Here is a 19521-nt window from a genome sequence, read left to right as displayed (position 1 = left end):
CTTTCATTTGATGAACGCCAAAATTAAGCAAAATTGCTAATTAAAAAAGGTGAAAATAGATAAAGTTAAGCGCAGTTAAATAGGCTTCAAAACTTTTCAAAAGCCAAGAATGACCTTTGCAATATAAAAGAAAATAAAGATCCCGAAAATATCATTACTGGTTGTGATAAACGGCCCTGTCGCCACAGCCGGGTCAATTCCGTTTTTATCCAGGATCAAAGGCACAAAAGTACCCACGAGAGAGGCCATAATAATAACAATAATCAATGAGATAGATATGGTAATACTAATATTTGTGTTGTAGTCAAGAAAAAAACCAAAAACAAAGATCAGCGCTGCAAGAATGATTCCGTTAACCATACTCAGGCCAATCTCTTTGAACATTCTGTTCACCATACTTCCTTTAATATTGTCATTAGCCAGACCCTGAACTATGATGGCAGAAGATTGCACACCTACGTTTCCAGCCATGGCGGCAATCAAGGGAGTGAAAAAGAACAGTTCGGGAAAACGCGTCAAAGCATCTTCAAACCCTCCCATTATGGCTGCGGCCGCCAAACCACCTACCAAACCCAGGATCAGCCAGGGTAATCTCGCCTTGGTTTTATCAAATATACTATCGTCAGCGTCTATATCTTCGGTGATACCGGCAGCCATTTGATAATCTTTTTCAGCTTCTTCTATAATCAGGTCAACAATATCATCAATAGTAATTCTTCCAATAAGTACGTTATTGTCATCTACCACAGGAATCGCTTCCAGGTCATATTTTTGCATAAGTCTGGCAACATCTTCTCCCTTGTCATTGACATGCACCGAATCTACCTTTGGAATATAGATACTGGAAATTTTATCTTTGGGCGAGGCTACCAATAAATCTTTAAGCGACAATCTGCCGATAAGGTGGTTGTCCTGATCTACCACATAAATAGAATGTACCCTTCTTACTTCTTGAGCCTGTGACCTCATTTTTCTTACACAGGTGGGTACCATCCAGGTTTCTTTAACCTTGACTAATTCCTTTGCCATTAAACTTCCGGCGGTTCCTTCTTCGTAGCGCAAAAGCTCAACGATATCTTTGGCGTGATCATCATCATCAATTTCCGAAATAACTTCAGTCACCCGCTCCTGTGGAAGTTCTGAAATTATATCAGCAGCATCATCGGTGTCCAGTTCGTCAATTTCAAAGGCAATTTCCTCAGCGGAAAGGTTTTTCAGAATTTTCTCCCTGTCGTCTTCATTTATTTCCAGCAAGGCTTCAGCCGAAAGTTCGCTGTCTAGAAGTTTAAATAGATAGGTAGCATCGTCGGGACCTAGGCCTTCTAATATTTCAGCAATATCTGCCGGGTGCTCTTCCGAAAGTAATGTCAGCAAAGTCTTGTCCTTATTGTCGCTTATAAGCGATTCAATTTTCTCAAGAAATTCTTTAGTGATCTCTGATCCCATCTTCGGCAATGCTTTTTGTTAATTTGATGAACTGATCAACACTCAATTGTTCAGGTCGCAGGGCAAATATAACATCTTCCTTCAATTTATCTGATATCTGGAAAGATTTTAAACTGTTCCGTAAGGTTTTACGCCGCTGGTTAAAAGCTGTTTTAACCACCCTGAAGAAAAATGGAACATCAACAGGCAGCGTGTGGTTTTTTTTTCTCACCAGTTTTATAACCCCCGAATCTACTCTGGGTGGAGGATTAAAAACATTTGGAGGTACCGTAAACAAATACTCAACTTCGAAAAAAGCCTGGGTGAGTACCGAAAGGATTCCATAAATTTTGCTTCCCGGCCCTGCCGTGATTCTTTGTGCGACTTCTTTTTGAAACATACCGCTGAATTCAGGGATGTAATCCCGGTATTCAATTGCTTTAAAAACGATCTGAGAGGAAATATTATAGGGAAAGTTACCAATAATAGCCAAAGGATCACCTTTAAAATAAGTAGCGAGGTCCATTTTTAAGAAATCGGCATTTATGATTCTATCTGAAAGATGCAGGTAATGTGTTTTTAGGTATTCTATTGACTCTGAATCTATTTCGACGACCCAAACGATGATATCTTTTTTGAGAAGATACTTGGTCAATACACCCATGCCCGGACCTATTTCCAAGACATTTCGATATCCTTCAAACGACAAGCTGTCGGCAATTTTAGCCGCAATTGCTTCGTCTTTAAGGAAATGCTGCCCCAAATGTTTTTTGGCTCTAACTGTCATGTTTTTAAAAGAAGGTTAACTATAAAATTCCTTGATGATTTTCATTTCTGTCCTAAAAGCTCCGAATTTGTCGCCAAACTTTTTATAGCTGTCTTCCCTGAGTCGCGGAGCGTCTTTTGTGTAATATTCGAGCAGGAGCTTTTTAGACGAACATGTAAATTGAATCGAATATGTAATACCTCCCAGCTCTTCCTGAACAAGTACCTCACTCATGAGGGCTTTTGTAAATTTCCCGGTAGCCAGAACTTCTGGGATATGGACATCTTGCATCCAAATGATCCAGTCATCATGAATGCTTTCGTCAACATTTAAAGTTACATTATAAATATACATGACATATTTTTAAAAAATTAAAGGTAGTATTATTCGGTCAATAAATCTTTTTTGAAAGTTATAGTTTGAAATCAGGTCTTTTGGCAAAACTACAATTCATCTCCTCTCAATTTTCTAAAAGACGCTCTTGCATCTACCAGATAAATACTGGAAGGGAACTCAAAAATGATACGTTCAAACATTGATTTCGCCTTTTCCGGCTCGTTGAGATGATCTCTGTATAGTTCTCCGAGCGTAAAGATGCTGTCATCAATTAATAAACTTTCGGGATGAAAATCTAAAAGGCTGAGCAAGTTCAGCTCTGCGGCTTTATAATCTCCTGTATTTTGATAATAGACAGCCTGGCTAAAAAGAGCATCATCCTCAATCTGCTGGCCTTTGAACTGGGTCAGAACATAAGATAAGGTATCTATCGCCTGTTTGTATTTTTGCTGAAACCCTAATAATTCGGCCCTTGCATAAATTTGAAGACCTTCGTTCAAACTATCTTTGTCAATATTATTGCCAATTTTCAAACTTAATCCCAAGGCATCGTTTGCAATAAGTTGAGAAGTGGAAGATTTCAACACTTTTAATTGATTTTGAGCCCATTGAAAGTCACCCTTAAAATACGAAGTACGTGCAACCTTAAATCGGGCCTCCTGGGCGAGCTCACTATTCTTAAGGTCATATTGTATCTTGGTATACTTGATCAAGGCTTGATTGAATTGGTTTGTAAATACGAGGATGTCTGCGGTTTTCATGTCAATTAGCCCCTTTTGAAAAGGAGTTTCTGCCCTTTCTGAAATTTTTTCGAGATGTTGGATCGCTTTTTCGGGCTTATTGAAATCAAAGGTTAAGAAATCAGCATAAGCAAGATGCAGTTCCAAAGTCTCTTCACGATAGCCATACTCGTGAATGAGTTCCTCGAATTTTCCGTCAATCCTTTCTCGATTTTCACCTTTTTTAAGCGTATTATTCTCAATTTTTAACAGGTAAATTTCGGCAAATAATGTAGCCTGGGCATCAATAATCACTTCTTCTTCCTTGGATAGCATAAATTCAAAGGCATTTGCCGATGTTTCGTAGTCTTTATTCTCAAAAGATATATACCCTATTTCTTGGATCCTTTCCAAACTTCCGGGCTTTCTATTGAATAAAGATTTCTCCTGGGTAAGTGCTTTTTTATATTCTTGCTGTTGCATAAACAACCAACTCAGCAGGATATTCCATGCATCTTTTTGATTCGTCTGTGCCCTTTTCAGCAGTAGTTTTTTAAAAAGGATATTATTAGGATCGTATTTATCCCCACTGATAAAACTCGCTACGTAGCGCTGAACAGTTGAAAAGTAGTTCTCATTTTTATCGACAAGATCGAGATAGAGATCAAACATTTTATCCAGGTCGCCTTTTTCCCCATAAATTTGCGCCTCGCTGATCTCAGTGTTTAACTTTGGATTGAGTTCTTTTGCAATTTGATACGATTGCAAAGCCTGATCCAGAAGGTGGTTCTGCCTAAAGGATCTGCCTATCATAAAACCGTAATTGGGCCTTTGTTTAACATAATTTAAAGACTGTTCATAATATTGCTCTGCCAGCTTTAAATTCCCTTGTAATTGATAATTATAGCCCAATTCAACAAAGAGATAGACCTGTTCGGGGAATCTCTGAATTTGGCCTTCAATAAGTGTCTGTGCATCTGTAAATGAATCGACCTGCTGGTAACAAGTCAATAGGGATTTAAAATAATCCTGCCTTATGGGGTTGCTTTCGAAAAGAGGCTGATATAACAGGATGGCTTTTTCGTATTCTCCTTTTCTAAAATAGGCATTCGCCAGTTCTGCGCTCTGGGCGTGTCCCTTTAAGGAGAAAAGTATACATATGACAATGATTGCGAACTTCATGATTCCAGTGGTTAAAAGTATGCTTTTACTTTCATTTTCGCGAATTATCTAATTCATAATTTTCGTGAAAATTATTACTAAAGCCTTAATAAATAATGCATTCTCATTAGAATTTCTGAACAATGTTAAAGTTTTAATAAAATAAATTACAAAATGTAACGTTATTTGAAAATAACAGTCTTAATAGTATAAGTCAACAGTAACAAAAATCTTAAAGTTATGAACGAAGTTAAAACATTCTACGAAAGAGCTAAGCAAAGTGCAAAGAACCACATGAAAAATGGTCAAATCAATGATTACTTGAATGATTTATTAATCATGAATCACTACAAGAAATTAATGGATGCTGCTTAAGCCTGTGCTTTTAGATCGAATAGTATCACGTATTTTAATCGATCATGTTAAAACCGGTATAGGCCTGCAATACTTCTGGTATCACAATACCCTTTTCGGTTTGACAATTCTCTAAAAGTCCGGCTAAAACTCTCGGTAAAGCGAGGGAACTACCATTGAGGGTATGTGCCAATTGACTTTTCCCATCTTTATTTTTAAAACGCAGTTTTAATCGATTTGCCTGAAATGTCTCGAAATTAGAAACAGAACTAATTTCAAGCCATCTGTCTTGTGCGGTTGAAAAAACTTCAAAGTCATATGTTAGCGCTGATGTGAATCCCAAATCCCCTCCACAGAGGCGCAAAATTCTATAGGGTAGTTTTAATTCCTGTAAAATTCCTTTAACGTGTTCAACCATTTCATTAAGAGCTTCATAAGACCTCTCCGGATGTTCTATCCTTACAATTTCAACCTTGTCAAACTGATGTAATCGATTCAATCCCCTGACATGGGCTCCATAAGACCCTGCTTCTCTTCTAAAGCAAGGCGTATAGGCTGTGTTGCAAATTGGGAAATCACTTTCTTTCAACAACACATCCCTGTAAAAATTGGTTACGGGCACTTCCGCAGTAGGTATGAGGTAAAGATTATCGACGCCAACATGATACATTTGCCCCTCTTTATCAGGTAGCTGTCCGGTTCCATATCCGGAGGCTTCGTTGATCAGCAAAGGCGGTTGTACTTCGGTATAGCCCGCAGCAGAATTTTTATCAAGAAAATAGGCAATCAGGGCACGTTGTAGCTTTGCTCCTTTTCCTTTATACACAGGAAAACCCGCTCCGGTGATCTTGTTTCCAAGTTCGAAATCAATGATGTCATATTTTTTACACAGATCCCAATGAGGCATGGCACCGTCATGCAGCTGAGGAATTTTACCTTTTTCGTATACTACTTCATTATCTTCTTCTGAACTTCCTGAAGAAACCAGTACATTTGGAATATTAGGAATCTGATACAGCAATTCGTTCAGTTCGCTTTCAATTTCGCTAAGCAGCTCAGACAAAACCTTGGACTTCTCTTTTAATTGTACTGTTTTTTCCTTGGCGATATTTGCTTTTTGAACTTCTCCCGATTTAAACAGTTTCCCTATTTCTTTTGAAATTTTATTGCTTTCGGATAAAATATTGTCCAACTCGGTCTGGGCAGAACGTCGTTTAGCGTCTGTTTCAAGAACTTTATCGACCATCATTTCGGCATTTTTAAAATTCCTGACAGCAAGACCTTTAATGATCAGATCTTTATTTTCACGAATGTAGGGTAATGATAACATATGCAATATTTTTTGACATGCAAAGATAAGTAATGAGTTTGGAAGAACTAAGGCTTATTTGGAATTCATTAGCCAAATCCTGGCCGATTTTTCATCTTTGGATATTTGTAAAGCCAATTCTTCGATGGTTTCAAATTTTTGTTCATCTCTTACGCGATGCAGCACCTCAATTTGCATTTTACTGCCGTAAAGATCTCCCTGAAAATCGAGAAGGTGGATTTCAATGGTTTGACCATTACCACCCACGGTAGGTCGAAAACCTATATTCATGATCCCGAATACATGTTTGTCTTTGAAAAGGGCCCGAACGACATAAACCCCTCTTTTTGGGATCAATTTAAAATCTTCCTCTATGTCTAAATTTACGGTAGGAAAATTTATTTTCCTACCAATACCTTGACCTTTAACAATATTTCCGGTTAGCAAATAGTTGTAACCGAGATATTTGTTGGCCGTCATGATATCTCCACTTTCCAGTGCTTTTCTTATCTTGGTCGAACTAACCGAAACATGTTCGATTTCCTGGGCCGGTATTTTTTCAACGGTAAAACCGTAAAGTTCTCCATATTCTGTGAGTTGCTCAAAATTCCCTTCTCTGTTCTTTCCAAAATGATGGTCATAACCTATCACCAATCGTGTAAGGTGCAATTTGTGAACAAGTATATTTCTTACAAAATCAAGTGCCGAAAGTCTGGAAAATTCTTTGGTAAAGGGTTCGATGATAAGGTCATCCAGGCCAAATTTTTCCAGCAGCTGGGTTTTCTCCTCCATAGTGGTGAGCATCTTAATATCATTGCTCTGATCAAGCACTCTTCTTGGATGAGGATAAAAAGTAAGTATCATCGATCTTTCAGAGGGCTTATTTTTAATCTCATTCAATCTCGCGATGATCTTTTGATGACCAATATGTACCCCGTCAAAGGTTCCTATGGTAAGGACCGATGACTGATCTTTATGATCGTAATTTTCAATGGATTGATGAACTCTCACTCAGATGAATATTAATATTTTATGTTTTCGTCTATTTGCTGGATGATCTGAGGCACCTTGTTCACCTTGAAAGAGGTCCTGATCTGTAAATTCCCTTCTCTGTTGAACAAAAATAAGTTTCCCTGTTGTACAGGAAAATATCCCATGGCTCCTTTACAATAACAAATTCTTCCAAAAATCATATTTACTTTTTTAAGCTCTTTATCTTTGAGAATGATTTGTTTATCATCCGGATCAAATTCAAGATATACGTACTCAGCATAACCGCTGTCCATTACATTTTCAACAGCCTTTCTTTTGTAAGTATATTTTATTACAATTTTTGTTCCTTCTTTAACCTCAGGATACAGTTTGCCAGTGCTGTCATAAGCCAGATTGAGACTGGAATTTTCCAGGACTTCAAAAGAGCAATTACCATCTCCAGGGCAATTAATATGTGGTGGAGGAATGAGTTGTTTTTTTTCATTCTCCTGTACTTTATTGGTCGCACAAGAAGAAATGACAAAAAAGAAAAATAAAATAATACAATGTCTCATGAAAAACTGTTACAATCTTTACTTTTATGTACAGGAATGATCTCCTATTGTAACAGCAAAAATAGCTTTTTCAAAGCTTGGAAGAAAGATTCTTTATAAAAAATACATGCGAAATAATCACAAGGGTTCAATTCAATAGGTATACTTTTTCATTCCCCTGCTCTTGCAATAGCCGGGCGTCAGTTATTTGTGAACATGTTTAAGGAAGCAAAAAAATATACCTTAATACTATTTAAAAAATTCATAGTTTTGTATTCCCCGATTATAATAGGTATAACAATGATCAAAAATCACCTAAGATTTTTCTTAATCTGTCTCTTTTTCTTTACGAATGTTTTAGTTGCTCAGCAAAGAAATTTATGGTCTAGAATAAACGAAACAAGCTTCAGTAGTTCAGAAGTGAACAAGAAAGTGAACCTCAAAGAATACAAACCTTTTGCCTTGGAATTGACTTCTTTTAAAGCCGCGTTAAAAGGTGCTCCAAAAAGAAAGCTTTATGCCGGTCCATCTAATACGAAAATAGTTTTTCCTGATGGGAGCGGGCAAATGGTTACCTATTTGGTAAAAGAGGCCTCGGTGATGCATCCGGATTTGGAAAGAAAGTATCCGCAAAACAAATCTTATGTGGGTGTTTCTGAAAAGGATGCTTTGAAAAGAATACATTTTAGTATCAATGAACTCGGTTTGCATGCGGTTATAATGAGTCTAAAAGGAGGTATTCAATATATTGAACCACTGACCAAGGATAAAAAGAAATACAGAATTTTTTACAGAACCGACCTCGAAGTTGAACGTGATTTTGAATGTTTAACGGGAAGTAGCAAAGAGGCTTTTAAATCGAGCTTGGTCAAGATCACTGATGATCTAAAATTAAGAACCTACAAGCTTGCATTGGCCACTACCGGTGAATATGCTCAATATCATATTCAGGATCAAAATGCCGGAAATGGAACCGAAGCAGAACAGAAGGCTGTGGTTTTGGCTGCCATGACTACCGCTATGACCAGGGTCAATGCGATTTTTGAAAATGATCTTGCCCTTACCATGCAGCTCGTGTCAAACAATGATGATCTTATTTATCTTGATCCGGATACCGATCCTTATACAAATTTTGAAGCAGAAACCATGCTAGGTGAAAACCAGACTAATTGCGACGCTGTTATCGGGTCGGGAAATTATGATATTGGCCATGTTTTCGGAACCGGAGCGTTAGCTGTTGCCGGTTTATCTGTTGTTTGTCGGGATGGACAAAAAGCAAGGGGTGTTACAGGATTACCGGAGCCTATTGGCGATTATTTTTATTTTGACTACGTGGCTCACGAAATGGGACACCAGTTCGGGGCGAATCATACTTTTAACGGAGATCAGGAGGCCTGTGGTTTTAATGGTCAAAGAAATCCGGGAACTGCTGTGGAAGGCGGGAGCGGTTCAACCTTAATGTCGTATGCAGGCCTTTGCGGTTTACAAAATGTGCAAGGAAGTGTTGATCCCTATTTTCACATCATCAGCATTGAAGAAATTCGTGCCTATGTTACGGGAGTTACAGGTGGTAGCTGTGCGGAAGAGTTGGACCTCCTTTTAAATCTTAACGTCCCTCTGGTCGATGCCGGGCAGGATTTTACAGTACCTAAAGGAACACCTTTCAGGTTAGTTGGCTCAGGATCTGACGCTGATGGTGACCTGCTTACTTTTTCCTGGGAACAGGTGGACAACGAAATTACTATAGCACCACCCAGCGAATCCTCAACCTCAGGAGCTTTATACAGGTCGCATCTTCCAACTCTAAGCCCGGTGAGATATTTACCTAGTTTGAGTACCCTGTCTGCAGGGTTGATCTCATCTACCTGGGAAGTGACGCCCAATGTAGCAAGAGAAATAAATTTTTTACTAACCGTTAGGGATAATAATATTGAAGCCGGTCAGGTGGTTTCGGATGATTTAAAGGTAACTGTGACTGATGCGGCCGGTCCTTTTTTGGTGACTTCTCAAAATACCGATGGCCTTGTATGGACTGCAAATACTGAGGAAGTGATCACCTGGGATGTAGCCGGCACCGATGCAAATGGACTCAATGTGTCACAGGTTAATATTTTATTATCGACAGACTGGGGAAAATCATTTACTACAACCTTGGCGGCAAATGTGCCTAATGACGGGTCGCAAATTGTTATAGTTCCTGAAATCAAGGCTTCACAATGTTATATTATGATTGAAGCAGTAGGAAATAATTTCTTTTCTATGAATTCAAAAAGCTTTTCCATTGGAGAGTTCAATGAAATTTGTAAAATTTATAATTCGGAAGATACGCCACTGGAGATTACCGATAATAACAGAGAAGGAGTTTCGTCGGTGATAACAATCTCAGAGAATGTAAACGTGGAAGATCTTAAGGTCAGTCTGATCACGACAGACAATTTGCCCGGGATTACCCATTCCTATGTTGGAGATTTAATCCTTAGTCTTGAAAGCCCTGAAGGAACTGTGATAGAATTGATCAACAAGGCCTGTGATGCCAGTGAAGATATTCAGGTGATATTTTCAGATTCGGGAGATCCCTTGAGTTCTGCGAACTGCAGTGATAGAAGTCCGGGTATCTCAGGAACAATTAAACCCAGTGAGGAGTTTACAGCGTTTAACGGTGAAAATGCTCAGGGAAACTGGATCTTAAAAGTTGTTGACAATCAGGAAGTAGACTCGGGATTTCTACAGGCCTGGAGTTTGGAAATTTGCAGTTCAGAGGCTGTTTTGGGTGTGAACAATTATGTTTTTGATGATTTTACGGTTTTTCCTAACCCTTCGAATGGGAAATTTATGATCAAATTTCAATCTGAAGATGCCGGAGATGTAGATGTTTTTGTTTATGATGTGCTGGGTAGAAAGATCGTTCAGAAGACCTATAAAAACCTGTCAAATAATTTTGAGCAGGAAATGAATTTGCAAGACGTTGCCGGTGGAATTTATATACTCAGTGTAAAGCGGGGAAATAAGATGTCTTCGCATAAAATCAGAATCAAATAATCCGTATTTGAAAATTTAGAGGGTTAATTTTTATCATTTAACATATTTTTCGCTAAAAATTAAGTGAAATTCGAAAAAAATTGTATTTTTCGACATTCTTAACTTACACAAATTTATTTTATGAACAAGATTTTAGCCGTTCTCGCATTTTTTTGCGGTTCGATAATGTTTGGACAAACTTCGATTACCGGAACGGTAACTGATTCAAGCACTGAAGAACCTCTACCTGGTGTCAATATCAGAGTAGTAGGGACATCGATTGGAGCCTCCACAGATTTTGATGGAAAGTTTAGCATGAAAGTTAGTGAGGAAGTTCCTTTTGAAATTGAAATAACATTTGTAGGATATCAAAGTCAAACTATTGAAATCACTGCCGATGATGAGCAAATGGAAATCACGCTTACAGAAAATGAAACCTCATTGGATGAAGTAGTGGTCTCCGCTTCGAGAACTCCCGAAAGCATAAGGGAATCGCCAGTTACGATTGAGCGAATTGGTATAAAGGAATTGAAAAGCAGTACATCCCCCAGTTTTTATGATGGGTTGGAAAATTTAAAAGGAGTTGATTTAAACAGAGGTAGTTTGACATTTAACTCAATTAATACCAGAGGTTTTGCAACCTTTTCCAATACAAGGTTTGTGCAATTGGTGGATGGTATGGATACAGCCTCTCCCGCTTTGAACTTTGTTATTGGGAATTTGGTTGGCGTAAATGAACTTGACCTTCAAAGCGTTGAGATTATACCCGGAGCCGCTTCTGCTTTATACGGTGCAAATGCGTTCAATGGAATTTTATTCATGACAACAAGAAACCCTTTTGACAACCAGGGCGTGAGTTCTTATGTAAAAACAGGGCTGACCATGCAAAAGGCGGCAGGTGATGGCGCTTATTATGATATAGCAGTGAGGTATGGTCATGCATTTAACGACAAATTCGCCATTAAGGCTACTGTATCATATTTAAAAGGGACTGATTGGTATGCCAATGATCAAAGCCAATATTCAAATGCAAATACTGCAGTGGGAGAACCTGATGAGGTATTGCCTTTCAGATCGAGCCCGGCACATGACGGAATTAATATATATGGAGACGAACTTTCTCTGGGTGCATTAGGATTAGATTTAAAAAAACTGGCCCAACTGGGAGAGGCAACCGGGGCTATTCCTGCTGGAGTGAGCGCTTTGGTTCCTGCCGATAATGTGTCTAGAACCGGATACCTGGAACAGGCATTTACAGATTATAATGCCGAGAGCATTAAGTACGATGCCTCGTTTCATTACAGACCAAACGGCGATGACCTTGAGATCATCTTAAATACAAGAGGCGGTTATGGTTCTACTATCTATCAGGGAACAAACAGATATAATATCAAAAACTTCTTGATTCAACAACATAAAATAGAGGTCAGAAACAAGAACTTTTTTGTGAGGGGATATATGACTACCGAAGATGCCGGAGATTCATATGACATGCTTTTTACCGGTCTTAATATAGCAAAATATGGAGCTCAGGATTGGTTTGGGGAGTATTTGGAAGGATATCTTAATGCAGCTCTTGGAGGCGCCAATAATGATCAGGCACATGCCCAGGCCAGAATTTTTGCAGATTCCAATGAACTTACTACGCCTAAACCGGGTTCTCCATTATTCAAAGAATTGTTTGATGGAATTGTTTCAGATGGTGATTTAACTACAGGTTCAAAATTTATTGACAAAACTTCAATGTACGTTGGTGAAGGAAATTATAATTTTGCCCATCTGCTTGATGACAAATGGGATCTTCAGGTTGGAGGGTCTTACCGTCAATATTCCCTGAATTCCCAGGGAACTATATTTACAGATTATGATGGTCCAATCAAGTACGGCGAATATGGTATCTATGCGCAGGCTATTAAAAAATTGATGGATGACAGGCTTAAACTTCAGGCTTCTATCCGATATGATAAGAATGAATTCTACGATGGTAATTTTTCACCCAGGGCCTCTGTCACGTTTGCGGTTGACGAAGCCAGGAACCACAATCTGCGGACGTCATTTCAAACAGGTTTCAGGTATCCGACAACGCAGGATCTTTTTATTGGCCTTGACGCCAGTCGTGCTATCTTAGTAGGATCTTCTCCTGCAAATTTAGACAGAGACTTACCTAATACAGATCTTACCGGTAGAAAAGTGTATAGTGACTCCTATTCTCTATCTTCCGTACAGGCCTTTCAGGCTACTGGCAATCCGGCATTGCTTGAATCTATTGAAACAGAATTGGTTCAACCCGAAAGGATACAGTCATATGACTTAGGTTACAGAGGTGTTTTCGGGAAAATATACGTTGATATTTCAGGTTATTACAGCAATTATGAAGACTTTATAAGCAATACTTTTGTAGTAACTCCAAACACGGGAACAACTGGGGATGCATCAGGTATTGCAGATCTTATTAGCGGAAATGTCACTGCTTTTCAAACGTACACAAATTCCCAGGCGGATATCTCGTCATACGGGGGTAGTATCGGTTTAAATGCTCGGGTACTTGATAAACTGGATTTAGGCCTGAGTTATACTTTGGCGAAATTTGATTTCGACCAGGCATCTGATCCTAATTTTTCTGCGGGTTTCAATACCCCGGAGCACAAATTTAAAATCTCCTTGGGAAGCCAGAACATCGTAGGCAACCTTGGATTTAATATAAATGTAAGATGGAGTGATGAATACTTATGGCAATCTACTATTGCCAATGCCGTCATTCCTCAAAGAACAGTCGGAGATGCTCAGATCAATTATTTTGTACCAAAGATCAAATCCATGTTTAAAATGGGTGGGGCTAATCTTGGAGGTCATGAGTATCAAAGTGCTCCTGGTTCGCCATTTATTGGATCACAATTCTTTGTGTCATGGGTATTCAATCAATAATCAAATATAAAAGGAAAACAATGTTGAGAATAAATTATATATGGGCTCTTTTAATGGTTGTTGCCCTGGCTTCATGCGAACAAGGTAAGTTTGACAGAGAAATTAAGCCCCCGGTTGAGGTTGTTTCGGGAGAAGCTGATTTTACGAATTACGTGGCGCTTGGAAATTCATCTACGGCAGGATTAGCCGATGGCGCTTTGTTTATAGCTAGTCAGGATAATTCATACCCGAATTTGCTTGCGCAGAAAATGGCACTTGCCGGCGGCGGGGAATTTTCCCAGCCATATATGAATGATAATGTTGGTGGATTACTTTTAGGGGGTACCCAGCCTGAAGGCCCATTCGGACCCAGGTTGTTTTTTAATGGTACTGGCCTTGGCAACCTGCCCGGACCGCCTACTACAGAGGTGACTAATATACAACCAGGACCCTATAATAACATGGGTGTGCCGGGAGCAAGGAGTTTTCATTTACTGGCCCCCGGCTATGGTAATGTTGCAAACCTTGAGTTGGGCCTTGCAAACCCCTATTTTGTTAGAATGGCTTCAAGTCCTGACGTACGTGTGCTTGATGATGCAATGGCAGCGAATCCTACTTTTTTTAGCCTCAGGATAGGGGCCAATGATGTATTGGGTTATGCATCGTCCGGTGGAGATGGATCAAGTGAAATAACCGATAAAAATGTATTTGATGGTTCGATGGCTGCAGTGATAGGAACCCTGGCCTCTGGCGGAGCCAAAGGAATCGTTGCCAATATATCCAATGTGTTGAAACATCCTTTTTTCACCTATGTTCCCTTTAATCCATTAGATCCTTCAATTCCGGAATATGCTGAACAGATTCCTTTGCTAAACGGATTTTATTCCGATTTAAACAAGGCCTTCACAGGAATAGGTTTCCCTGAACGTTCAGTAGTTTTTTCTGAAACTGAACCCAGCCCTATCGTGATATTCGATGAATCCCTGGTTAATATTTCAGGGCCTCTAAAACAAGCGCTTATGTTTGTTGGAGGATTGGATGAACTTACAGCAACCATATTGTCTTCTCAGTATGGTCAAGCAAGACAGGCCAATGAAGATGACCTGATTTTGTTAACGAGCCAATTTGCTATTTCTGAGATAAATACAGATTATTTTGAATATTTATCTGGGAAAGGTGTGCCACTTGAATTGGCAGGACGATTATCTGTAAACGGTTTAACATATCCATTAGGGGATACCTATGTTCTTGTTCCATCGGAGCAAACGGAAATTAGTGAGGCCAACATCGCATTTAATCAAACCATTGAACAACTTGCATCCAATGCAGGATTACCTGTTTTTGACGCTTATTCGCTGCTTGATGATATCGTTGTAAATGGTTATGCAAGTGACGGATTCACAGTGACTGCTGAGTTTATTTTTGGCGGGCTTTTTTCACTTGATGGGATTCATTTAACAGCCAGAGGAAATGCCGTTTTGGCTAATGAAATGTTGAAACTTATTGATGAATCATATGATTCTAATTTTGAAGAAGCCGGAGCCTTATACGATATAGGAGACTTTCCAACGATCTATTCTCCTGCTCTCAGGTAGTCAAATAAAGTAAATACAAGATAAAGATCCGTTTCAGACGGATCTTTTATTTTAAAGGGATCCAATTTTTCCTAACATAAGGATCTTGGTGAAATGACTTATTGCTTTATAGGCTTTTTGATGTTGAGTTTATAGTATCAGGTTGACCGGGTTTCTGCCAATGCAGATCAATTGCTTTATAAAGATAATCCGTATGTATTATGGATTTTATTTTTAAGCCCGAGAATCTGCACAGAGATTGGCCTGAAATGATCGTCCGGATTACCTTTGAGAAGTGGCTAAAAAGACTGTGGTTGAGGATATTCAGTCTGGAAAAAAATAATCGAAAAAAACTTTAATTTTTGTATTAAAAACATATCTTTGCACCGCAAAACAAAAATGCATTTGAATTGATTCTGAATCGTAACAGAATGCGTTAAAGATTAATAAATAATTAATAAGAATGGCAAAGATCACAGGTAAAGTTTCTCAAATTTTAGGAGCAGTAGTCGATGTTGAGTTTTCAAATGATAATCAACTTCCAAAAATATTTGATTCGTTGGAAATCACCAGAAAGGATGGCTCGATATTGATTCTTGAAGTAGAACAACATGTTGGTGAAGATGTGGTAAGATGTATCGCAATGGATTCTACAGATGGTTTAAGCAGAGGGGTTGAAGTTGTTTCAACAGGCAATCCTATCAAGGTTCCGGTTGGAGAAGAAATTTACGGAAGACTGTTTAATGTGAATGGAGATCCAATTGATGGGTTAAAAGCACTTCCAAAAGACGGGAAGAATGGCTTTCCGATACACAGATCAGCGCCAAACTTTGAAGATCTTTCAACTTCTACTGAGGTTTTGTTCACCGGAATTAAAGTGATTGACCTTATTGAACCTTATTCTAAGGGTGGTAAGATTGGTTTGTTTGGTGGAGCAGGAGTTGGAAAAACAGTACTTATTCAAGAATTGATCAATAACATTGCAAAGAGCCATGGTGGTTTATCTGTGTTCGCAGGAGTAGGTGAAAGAACTCGTGAAGGAAATGACTTGTTAAGAGAGATGCTTGAATCAGGCATTATCAAATATGGTGAGGAGTTTGATAAATCCATGGAAGCAGGAGGATGGGACCTCGATAAGGTTGATGCAGATGGGTTAAAAGATTCTAAGCTTACTTTTGTATTTGGCCAGATGAATGAGCCTCCGGGAGCACGTGCACGTGTGGCCCTTTCAGGATTGACCATTGCAGAATATTTTAGAGACGGAGCCGGGGACGGACAAGGGAAAGATATTCTATTCTTTATCGATAATATCTTTAGATTTACCCAGGCTGGTTCTGAGGTATCTGCCCTTTTAGGACGTATGCCTTCTGCAGTAGGATACCAACCAACATTGGCCACGGAGATGGGAGCTATGCAGGAGAGGATTACATCTACAAAAAATGGATCTATTACATCTGTGCAGGCAGTTTATGTGCCTGCGGATGACTTGACTGACCCTGCACCGGCAACAACTTTTGCCCACTTGGATGCAACAACCGTACTTTCAAGGAAAATATCAGAATTGGGAATTTACCCTGCAGTGGATCCATTGGATTCAACTTCAAGGATTTTAAGCAGGGAAATCTTAGGTGATGAGCACTATGATACGGCACAAAGAGTAAAGGAGACTTTGCAGAAATATAAAGAATTACAGGATATCATTGCTATTCTTGGAATGGAGGAATTGAGTGAAGAGGATAAATTAATCGTTCACAGAGCAAGACGTGTACAAAGATTCTTGTCTCAGCCATTCCACGTAGCTGAGCAGTTTACGGGAATCCCAGGATGTTTGGTAGATATTAAAGATACCATTAAAGGTTTCAACATGATTATGGACGGTGAATTGGATAAGTATCCTGAATCCGCCTTTAACCTTAGGGGAACCATCGAGGAAGCTATTGAGGCTGGAGAAAAAATGTTGACCGAAGCATAAACGCATAAACTATGTTTTTAGAAATTGTAACACCTGAGGCCAGTATCTTTCAGGACGAAGTTGAATCAGTGATTGTCCCGGGAGTTGTGGGCCAGTTTCAGATTCTCAATAATCATGCTCCTATAGTATCTTTGCTTCAACAAGGCAAAGTCAGGATTCAGGGAAATTTCACTCTGGAAGAGGCCTATGAAGAGAAATTCTCAAATGGTGATAATGGTTATAAAGTTTTGGAGATTAATGGTGGAACCATAGAAATGAATGATAATAAGATCATTATACTTGTAGACTGATTTTATAATTGATAACGAAATGCATAAATCCTCACGCTTAGCGTGGGGATTTTTTATAGATACAGGTTCATGGCCAGGCTGAGTCCGTTGGATTTTGGAACGAATCGGCATACACCTCCAACACAGATTAACCCTCCTCTTTGACGTCCGTAATTGAGAGAGATTTTAGTTTTTCCCCGCCTGTAAGTGCCTCCAAAATTATAGTAATGTATTTTTTCCAGGGAATTGTCATTTCCATAGTTGTACTGGTCAGTTGCATAAATTGAGAATTTTCTTAAAAAACGATATTCAATGAGCCCGCCAACCCAATTCTTTTTGTCGTCCCGGGTCCAAAGATGCTCGGCCTGAATCCTGAATTCATTTTTGCCATTAACTGTGTAATAAATATCTGCTGAGACAATATTGGCGTTTACTGTTCCTGTCGCTGCTTCAAGCAATTCCATATTGTAAAACTGGTTGATCCAGTACAAAGAGGTGCTCCACTGATCGGTCCATTGGTTTTTAAGTTCAAGATTTATATCCCTGTAATATCTGTCACCGTATTTTAAAAATTCAGAGGTATACTTTCGGTTTTCAAGATCGAAATCGGTGTTTAATCCATACCATGAAGCGTAGTTAAATGCCAATACCGTTTTGTATTTTTCAGCTAAACTGTTTTTTTTAGAAAATTTGTAAAAGACATCTATTTGCTGACCAATTTCTCCGGCCTTTCCACCTGTTAAGAAATTCAACTGCGTTTGTGCCTGATAGACATATATGTTTGATAGACCTGCATTGTGTTGCTTGGTAAGCACCGGAAGGTAATTCACGATGAGTTGGTTGTATATGTTTCCATATGTGTCTCTATCAGTATAGAAGGCCATATTCTCTAACCTTCTGAAAGTAGCATCAAATCCGAATCCTGATTTAAAATAGCCCAGGTTAAATGAAAGGGCATTACCTGAGAACAAGCGGCTGTCGATGATATTGCCGAATTCAACCAAAGCATCTTTACTTTTATAAACATATTCCACATGCCCGTAAATCTTTTTGCCCGAATAGATTAATTTTGAGGAATATAGATTCGTAAACTCATTAAAAGTGGGATTCTCGGAATCATAGGTTTCATAACGACTTACAATTCCCAAATCCATATTGAATTCTTTACCTAGACCAATTTCAGTATTCAGCCCCATTAGAGTGCCTTTGGAGATATCAAAACCAATCTTTTGTTTACCGAGAAATCCTTTAATATTCACCTTTCTAAGCACTTTGTATTTTAGATGAACACCTACAAGAGCGTTATTGAGTCCTAATTGTCTGTCTTCCCATGTTCGAAAACTCAAGCCACTGCTAAATTGATCAAAAAGATACCCCGCAGACAATTCCAGTTTATTATGTGTATAGGCAAATGAGAACATCGATACACCAAGCTTTTTATTAAATTCCGGAGCATAACCAAGCAAGGCTTCTTCTATATAGGATTCCAGTTGCAGGGAGGCGCTGAAACTGCTTTTAAAATAATTAAAACGAAGATAATTGTTAGACCTGACATCAGTTTCACCTGGATTCACAACTTTCTGATCATCGTTGTAATAGGTGATCATTGATTCGAGACCTGCAGAAAAATCATCGAGAAATTGTGCACTGGCCGTAGTTGCTGCAAGAAAAAGAACAAAAATAATAACAAGTCTTTTCAAAATTCATTATTGTTTATTTCCACGATCTTCTTAAACAGTTCGTCCTCATCACCGTTTAAATAACCCGTATGTTCATAAACGATCTTATTTTGAAAAACAACAAGCGTATGTGGGATGTCGATAATGTTCAATGCCCTTTTTATTTTTTGATTTGTATCGAGGTAAACCTCAAAATCCCAGGAGTTGCCGCTTACCATGGGGATAATTCTCGAAACTGTACGCGAATCATCTGTAGAAATGGCTATCAGTTTTGAATTCAGTTCTTCTTCCAAATAGCTCAGGTTTTTATTAAAAGCGTTTAACTCTTTGATGCATGGTTCACACCAGGTTGCCCAAAAACTAATGATAAGGACCTGTTCCATGCTCTGTAAATTCAGGTCAAGGTTATTTTCATTGAAGCTTTTTACACTTATTTTTGGCAGCCTTTTTTGGGCTTGAACCAATGAACAGAAAAGAAATAACAGTAAAAATAATTGTTTTGTTTTCAT

15 protein-coding genes are annotated in these 19521 nt (G+C 38.7%); 6 read left to right on the top strand and 9 right to left on the bottom strand.

What is annotated here, in order from left to right; genetic code table 11:
- Positions 1–96: 96 nt before the first annotated feature.
- The 4 genes from mgtE to AABB81_RS09640 all read right to left on the bottom strand — a co-directional run bounded on the left by mgtE (position 97) and on the right by AABB81_RS09640 (position 4428).
- Positions 97–1446 carry a magnesium transporter gene (gene mgtE, locus AABB81_RS09655; protein ID WP_342160217.1) on the bottom strand — a complete coding sequence of 450 codons (1350 nt, stop codon included), beginning with the start codon at positions 1444–1446 and terminating at the stop codon, positions 97–99.
- Complete coding sequence (gene rsmA / locus AABB81_RS09650; RefSeq protein ID WP_342160215.1) at positions 1427–2212, bottom strand: 16S rRNA (adenine(1518)-N(6)/adenine(1519)-N(6))-dimethyltransferase RsmA; 786 nt, start codon at positions 2210–2212, stop codon at positions 1427–1429. Before rsmA ends, mgtE begins: the two co-directional genes overlap by 20 nt.
- 15 nt (positions 2213–2227) lie before the next feature.
- Positions 2228–2545 (bottom strand): DUF4286 family protein, encoded by a 318-nt coding sequence (locus AABB81_RS09645; RefSeq protein WP_342160214.1) that lies wholly within the window; start codon positions 2543–2545, stop codon positions 2228–2230.
- Positions 2546–2634: 89 nt separating this feature from the next.
- The gene (locus AABB81_RS09640; RefSeq protein WP_342160212.1) at positions 2635–4428 is read right to left on the bottom strand and encodes a tetratricopeptide repeat protein; all 1794 of its coding nucleotides are present in this window, start codon (positions 4426–4428) and stop codon (positions 2635–2637) included.
- A 219-nt stretch (positions 4429–4647) separates the two neighbouring features.
- On the opposite strand from AABB81_RS09640, the gene AABB81_RS09635 reads away from it, so the two are divergent.
- Positions 4648–4782: a hypothetical protein gene (locus AABB81_RS09635; protein WP_342160211.1), complete on the top strand. Its 135-nt coding sequence runs from the start codon at positions 4648–4650 to the stop codon at positions 4780–4782.
- Between the two features lie 34 nt (positions 4783–4816).
- Here the strand turns inward: AABB81_RS09635 and serS are convergent, their stop codons facing one another.
- The 3 genes from serS to AABB81_RS09620 are packed head-to-tail and all read right to left on the bottom strand — an operon-like array spanning position 4817 to position 7617.
- Entirely contained in the window at positions 4817–6091 is a 1275-nt protein-coding gene (serS, locus tag AABB81_RS09630; RefSeq protein ID WP_342160210.1) for a serine--tRNA ligase, read from the bottom strand.
- A 54-nt stretch (positions 6092–6145) separates the two neighbouring features.
- On the bottom strand, positions 6146–7081 hold the full coding sequence (locus AABB81_RS09625; RefSeq protein ID WP_342160208.1) for a bifunctional riboflavin kinase/FAD synthetase: 936 nt from the start codon (positions 7079–7081) through the stop codon (positions 6146–6148).
- Between the two features lie 11 nt (positions 7082–7092).
- Positions 7093–7617, bottom strand: coding sequence for a hypothetical protein (locus AABB81_RS09620; protein ID WP_342160207.1), 525 nt, complete (start codon positions 7615–7617; stop codon positions 7093–7095).
- Positions 7618–8016: 399 nt separating this feature from the next.
- On the opposite strand from AABB81_RS09620, the gene AABB81_RS09615 reads away from it, so the two are divergent.
- The 5 genes from AABB81_RS09615 to AABB81_RS09595 all read left to right on the top strand — a co-directional run bounded on the left by AABB81_RS09615 (position 8017) and on the right by AABB81_RS09595 (position 17354).
- Positions 8017–10635 (top strand): T9SS type A sorting domain-containing protein, encoded by a 2619-nt coding sequence (locus AABB81_RS09615; protein WP_342160206.1) that lies wholly within the window; start codon positions 8017–8019, stop codon positions 10633–10635.
- A gap of 120 nt (positions 10636–10755) precedes the next feature.
- Positions 10756–13539, top strand: coding sequence for a TonB-dependent receptor (locus AABB81_RS09610; protein ID WP_342160204.1), 2784 nt, complete (start codon positions 10756–10758; stop codon positions 13537–13539).
- Positions 13540–13559: 20 nt separating this feature from the next.
- Positions 13560–15113, top strand: a complete 1554-nt coding sequence (locus AABB81_RS09605) for an SGNH/GDSL hydrolase family protein (RefSeq protein ID WP_342160203.1) — start codon at positions 13560–13562, stop codon at positions 15111–15113.
- 442 nt (positions 15114–15555) lie between these two features.
- On the top strand, positions 15556–17064 hold the full coding sequence (atpD, locus tag AABB81_RS09600; protein ID WP_342160201.1) for a F0F1 ATP synthase subunit beta: 1509 nt from the start codon (positions 15556–15558) through the stop codon (positions 17062–17064).
- Between the two features lie 11 nt (positions 17065–17075).
- Complete coding sequence (locus AABB81_RS09595) at positions 17076–17354, top strand: F0F1 ATP synthase subunit delta/epsilon (RefSeq protein WP_342160200.1); 279 nt, start codon at positions 17076–17078, stop codon at positions 17352–17354.
- Between the two features lie 53 nt (positions 17355–17407).
- Here AABB81_RS09595 and AABB81_RS09590 read toward each other — a convergent pair whose 3' ends face one another.
- Together AABB81_RS09590 and AABB81_RS09585 are read right to left on the bottom strand one after the other, a co-directional pair.
- The gene (locus AABB81_RS09590; protein WP_342160199.1) at positions 17408–19033 is read right to left on the bottom strand and encodes a DUF6029 family protein; all 1626 of its coding nucleotides are present in this window, start codon (positions 19031–19033) and stop codon (positions 17408–17410) included.
- Entirely contained in the window at positions 19030–19521 is a 492-nt protein-coding gene (locus tag AABB81_RS09585; protein ID WP_342160198.1) for a TlpA family protein disulfide reductase, read from the bottom strand. The genes AABB81_RS09590 and AABB81_RS09585 overlap by 4 nt, the downstream gene beginning before the upstream one ends.

The organism is Lutimonas vermicola, from assembly GCF_038433205.1.
In the GTDB taxonomy this organism is placed as follows: domain Bacteria; phylum Bacteroidota; class Bacteroidia; order Flavobacteriales; family Flavobacteriaceae; genus Lutimonas; species Lutimonas vermicola.
This window is presented reverse-complemented; position numbering and strand designations above follow the sequence as displayed.